Origin of the sequence: Arthrobacter sp. 18067, from assembly GCF_902706295.1 — a bacterium.
In the GTDB taxonomy this organism is placed as follows: Bacteria; Actinomycetota; Actinomycetes; order Actinomycetales; family Micrococcaceae; genus Arthrobacter.
On the sequence record NZ_CACSJJ010000049.1, the window covers coordinates 1 to 4420 of the forward strand.

Genomic DNA, 4420 nt, shown 5'->3' on the forward strand with positions numbered 1-4420 from the left:
GTGCGCGGGGGCCTGGGGTGTGGCCGTTGCTTCGGGGACGGGCATGGTGATGGTGTCCTTGGGGTGTGTCATTTGTTGAGGATCGTGTCCAGTGCCACGCTGACGGCCTGCAGGTGGGCTGCCATCGCGTTACTTGCGGCTTCAGAGTCGCCCGCCTCAATTGCATTGAGCACGGCGACGTGTTCTTCGTCCGAGCGGTGCTGCCGGTCCGCGACGAGGTTCAGGGTTTCGGACTGGTGGGCCAGTGCTTCGCGGATATCCGAGACGACGCTGGCGAACACCCGGTTTCCGCTGGCGCGGGCCACAGCGGAGTGGAAGCTCGCGTCCAGGTTCACCCAGGCTTCTGGGTCGTTCTCGCTGAGCATTTCCTGGACGATCTCCTTGAGGTGCTCAAGCTCCTCGTCAGTCCTTCTTTGGGCGGCGAGCCCGGCCGCCGGAATCTCAATGTGCGGGCGTGCCTCGTTGAGATCACGCGCACTGTACTGACCCAAGGTAAGGTCATTAGCAACCTTGTTCGCCACGATGAACGTGCCTTTACCCGTCTTTGTCACGGTAAGGCCCAAGGTGTTGCAGGACCTCAGCGCTTCCCTAATGACGGATCGGCTGACGCCGTACTGACCTGCGAGCGTGGCTTCGGAGCTCAACTTGGTGCCGATATCGAACTGGCCGCCCTCGATGGCTCGCCTGAGGGCCGCGAAGACCGCTTCAGCTGCGGAAATGCGGGAGATGGGCATATGCGCACCCTGGGGCTCTTGCTGTCCGGCTGTCCGGCTGTCTGACAGGTTCACGTTTTGAATATGGCACGGGTCACAAGGGGCTGTCAACGCTGAAAGGCTTGCTTCAGGCTTTGGCGTCTTTCTTCGCGCCGCCGGGAGATCCCGCACAATGGACCATGCTCTTCACCAAAAAGTCACTCACTGACGACGGGTTCACCGGGTTCCGACCGCTTGACGAACTTGATCCCATGCGAATTCCCCAGGGACCCGGCATCTTCGCGATCCTTCGCAGCACGGATTTCGACCCCGTATTCCTCAGCAAGAGCACGGCCGGCACGTTCAAGAAGAAGGACCCCTCGCTCAAGCGGGAGGCCCTGGAAGCCGAGTGGATTCCTGATGCTTCCGTGCTCTACTTGGGCAAAGCGAGTGCCGGCAGCCAGGGTAACCGAGGGCTCCGCAAGCAGATCCAGGAGTTCATGGACTACGGCCGCGGACGTCCGACCGTCGTCTGGGACGCGCGGCTCATCTGGCAACTGCGTGACGCTTTGGACCTCATCATCGCGTGGAAGGAACTTCCTGCCTCCGAGATCAATGCCGCCGAAGCCGCCTATCATTCTGACTTCGTTTCGGCTTTCGGAAGGCTTCCGTTCGCCAACATGGTTCAGGCCCGCTCCAAGAAGTAAGGAGCAGCCCACGACGGCGGCAGGCGGGTTCCGCCGTCGGGCTGCCGCTCGCTTGGCGTTCGGCGCATAATGGCAACCATGACGGCCAGCAACCCCACTGGAAGCAAACCGCATGGACCTCGCATCACAGTGGAGGTACCCGTTCTCCGAGTTGGCGCGGGAGCCTCGGATTACGAGGGACTAAACCGCTTCGTCGATTCCCTCCGAAATCCATCGGGCTTACATATGACCCTGCTGCATGTCGGGATTCTCGACGACCTGGCCAATGACATCGTGGCGTGGACTAAAGGAGCGGCGAGGTCGGAGGAAGTGCTTCCGGAGATAGCCAGTTGGTTGACGGAGCTTCCTGTGCTGGCCGCGTTCCTGGGCAAGTCCGACAAGCTGATTCCGTTGGGTGGCGGACGCGTCATGGGCCTCGAAGTGGATGTTCCCCAAGAAGTGCACGACTACCAGGCGCTCTTGCTGCAGGGTTTGCACCTTTTGCTGGACGATTTGGGGCTCGACAACATCGACGACTTCATCCTGAGCTCACCCGCCCTTGGTTACAGATCGCCACGGTGGGTTCCCCATATTGCTGTGGGTAAAGCACGTACGCGGCACGAGCCCGTTGTCGAGATCGCTCCGGTTGCCATCGAATTCGGTGATTCCCGCATCCGGAACCGGCAGGCGCTTCCCTTACCGGGTGATTCCGGAGGAGTCGGTCCGCCACGGTAAATTGGATGTGTCTCCCGTTTTCTACCTGAGGACTTCCATGCAGCCCCGCACCTTGTTCCGTACCGTCGCTTTTGCCGAGGCCGTGACATGGACGCTGTTGCTGATCGGGCTGTTCCTTAAGTACGTCACACGGACCACCGACGTGGGGGTGAGTATCGCCGGAGGCATCCACGGCTTCGTGTTCCTTTGCTATGCCGCGACTGCCGCTTTCACGTGGATCAACCAGAAGTGGTCGACCCGCACCGGACTGCTGGCCATTGCGTCGGCTGTCATTCCCTACGCCACCATCCCCATGGAGAAATCCCTCGACCGTCGCGGCCTCCTCGCCGGCGACTGGCGCTTGGCCGCCGGGGGCGATGCGCCTAAAGGCGGATTCGAGAAGGTCCAGGCCTGGGTTTTGAGGAATCCTATCCTTGCCGTTGTAGTGACTCTTGTGGCTGTGGGCGCAGTGTTCAGCTTCCTGCTGTTCATGGGCCCTCCGGACACCTGGTTCTCCTAAGCTCCGCCGAGCCGCTCACGGGTTATCTGCTCTCTGCGCGGGGGCAGCCCCATGAGTTGGGGTTTTCCTGGCAGGTGTCGGCTACGAGTGCTCTTTTTGTTTTCCAGACGTGGATGGTTTTGGCCGGTGTGGTGATGTCGAGTGTTCCGTTGATGGGTAGTGGTGGGCCGTTGTTGACGGAGTAGGTGCCGGTGAAGCTTGCCGTGAGGGTGGCTTGGTAGTTGCCTGTTTCGGTGTAGATGTGGCTGGTGCGGGTGTCGCTGGTCAGCCACTCGGCCTCGGGGATGGAGTACCCGGCCGCGGGGGTTGGTCCGAGGGTTTGTTCCGTCGCCGAAGGCGTAGGTGTAGCTCGCCGGTGTTGCTGTCAGGTGGACGGCTTGGCCGAGGATGGCGACGTCGAAGCCTTGCTCTCCAGCGGTGGCGTAGAAGTTGGTGGGGCCGCCTTTGAGGGTGTGTGGGAACGGCTGGGCTTCGAGGGTTCCTGCGTTGACGGGTAGTTGGCGGAAGTCGTTCAGGATGCGGGCGGCGATGTCCCCCATGACATCTTCCGGCTCGGAGTCATACAGGCACACGGGTTTTCCGTCGACAGGCTGCCAATCAGTGAACGTCGGATTCGTGATGCCTTTGGGAGCCATCAACCAGATAATCGGTGAGCCCTTTTCGCCATCAGGTGTCTTGGGTGGACATTCGAGGGTCAAGCAGCCCATTTCTTGTGATCCGGGACCGCCAACGCGACAGCGAAAGTCAGCCTTGTACTGGTAGGGGTCCTCAGTTGCGGCAGATGATCCCAGATTCATGGAGGGCATACCGGTTACTGGATCGATGGTGAACGTGGCGCCGACAAAAACTGAGCGATCACTAAAGCCGGTTCCTGGGCTAGGTATGGTGGCCGCCCAGGAAGCCCCAGGACTGAAAGCCGCGTAGGCGACCAAGAGCCCTGCTAATGACCGGAAAGCATCGGATCTCATCTAATGACGCCGAGATCCGTCGTTGACCAGGAACCATTATTGAAAACACCAAAGAAGGCAGCCGCGTCATTTGTTGCAGCCGTGGGTTCTCGGCCATTTGTTCCATCGGCGTTCATGTAGATGGTCTGCTGCTGCAGGACTTGAACTTTTGCGGTTTGCGAGGCAGCGGAGGGCTGCCAGAGAACTTCGATTACTGGTGTCCTATATTGTCCGCCGATCAGCCACCGACCATCTGTGTAGTTTGTAGCGACTCCTGATAGGAGGTCCGTGCACAGCAGACAACTCTCACTGGACAGCTCCTTGGCTCTGGAGTCGTCGCCTGTTTCGTACGAGTAGCTGAGCAGCTGGAACCAGTACCCAATGAACGCCTCCAGCCCCGCCTTCGAGTTCTCCTTCGCCAGCTCAGGCATCACGGGAATCGGCACATTCTGCGCCTTACCCTTCGCGTCAGCGGGCTTGTACGCGGCCGCCCCCGAAGCCGCTGAAGGAGTAGCCGAAGCCGCCGGAACCGACGAGCTCGTGGTGGGTGACGCCGTCGTCGAACTTGTTTCTGAGGGTGATGTGCTGGGCGTGGAAGCGCCCTGACAACCGCTCAGGAGGAGCGCCAATGCCACTCCCGTGACCAGTGTCCCGGCATTCAAGAAACGAAAAGTGGCAGACGAAAGGCGTGGCATGACAGGCTCCCCAGCAGCTGTTTGGCGGTGTGCCGGTCAGTCTAGGCCGGCGTCGGCGAAGGTTTCATGTCAGAAATTGCAGCCTGTGGATAAGTGCCCGCCAAGGCCACCTACCCCCGCAGTTTCTCCATATCCCGGCGGTCCTTCTTGGTGGGTCGGCCGGCAC

At 60.6% G+C, this 4420-nt stretch carries 7 protein-coding genes; 4 read left to right on the forward strand and 3 right to left on the reverse strand.

Features of this window, described 5'->3' with window-relative positions:
- Positions 1 to 68: 68 nt before the first annotated feature.
- Positions 69 to 788 (reverse strand): FadR/GntR family transcriptional regulator, encoded by a 720-nt coding sequence (locus tag GVL04_RS23880; RefSeq protein ID WP_159709138.1) that lies wholly within the window; start codon positions 786 to 788, stop codon positions 69 to 71.
- Between the two features lie 104 nt (positions 789 to 892).
- Between GVL04_RS23880 and GVL04_RS23885 the strand changes: the two genes are divergently transcribed.
- From GVL04_RS23885 to GVL04_RS23895, 3 genes are all read left to right on the forward strand, one after another.
- Positions 893 to 1399 carry a hypothetical protein gene (locus GVL04_RS23885; RefSeq protein WP_159709142.1) on the forward strand — a complete coding sequence of 169 codons (507 nt, stop codon included), beginning with the start codon at positions 893 to 895 and terminating at the stop codon, positions 1397 to 1399.
- Positions 1400 to 1624: 225 nt separating this feature from the next.
- Entirely contained in the window at positions 1625 to 2113 is a 489-nt protein-coding gene (locus tag GVL04_RS23890) for a hypothetical protein (RefSeq protein WP_235036429.1), read from the forward strand.
- 37 nt (positions 2114 to 2150) lie between these two features.
- A complete protein-coding gene (locus GVL04_RS23895) occupies positions 2151 to 2612 on the forward strand; it encodes a DUF3817 domain-containing protein (protein ID WP_235036430.1) in 462 nt (153 codons plus the stop codon).
- Here the strand turns inward: GVL04_RS23895 and GVL04_RS23900 are convergent.
- The gene (locus tag GVL04_RS23900) at positions 2609 to 3310 is read right to left on the reverse strand and encodes a hypothetical protein (RefSeq protein ID WP_235036431.1); all 702 of its coding nucleotides are present in this window, start codon (positions 3308 to 3310) and stop codon (positions 2609 to 2611) included. The two genes, GVL04_RS23895 and GVL04_RS23900, sit on opposite strands and share 4 nt — an antisense overlap.
- Before the next feature lie 266 nt (positions 3311 to 3576).
- A complete protein-coding gene (locus GVL04_RS24790; protein ID WP_235036432.1) occupies positions 3577 to 3990 on the reverse strand; it encodes a DUF6318 family protein in 414 nt (137 codons plus the stop codon).
- Here GVL04_RS24790 and GVL04_RS23905 point away from each other — a divergent pair.
- Positions 3941 to 4165, forward strand: coding sequence for a hypothetical protein (locus GVL04_RS23905; protein ID WP_159709141.1), 225 nt, complete (start codon positions 3941 to 3943; stop codon positions 4163 to 4165). The genes GVL04_RS24790 and GVL04_RS23905 overlap by 50 nt on opposite strands.
- Positions 4166 to 4420: the final 255 nt, after the last annotated feature.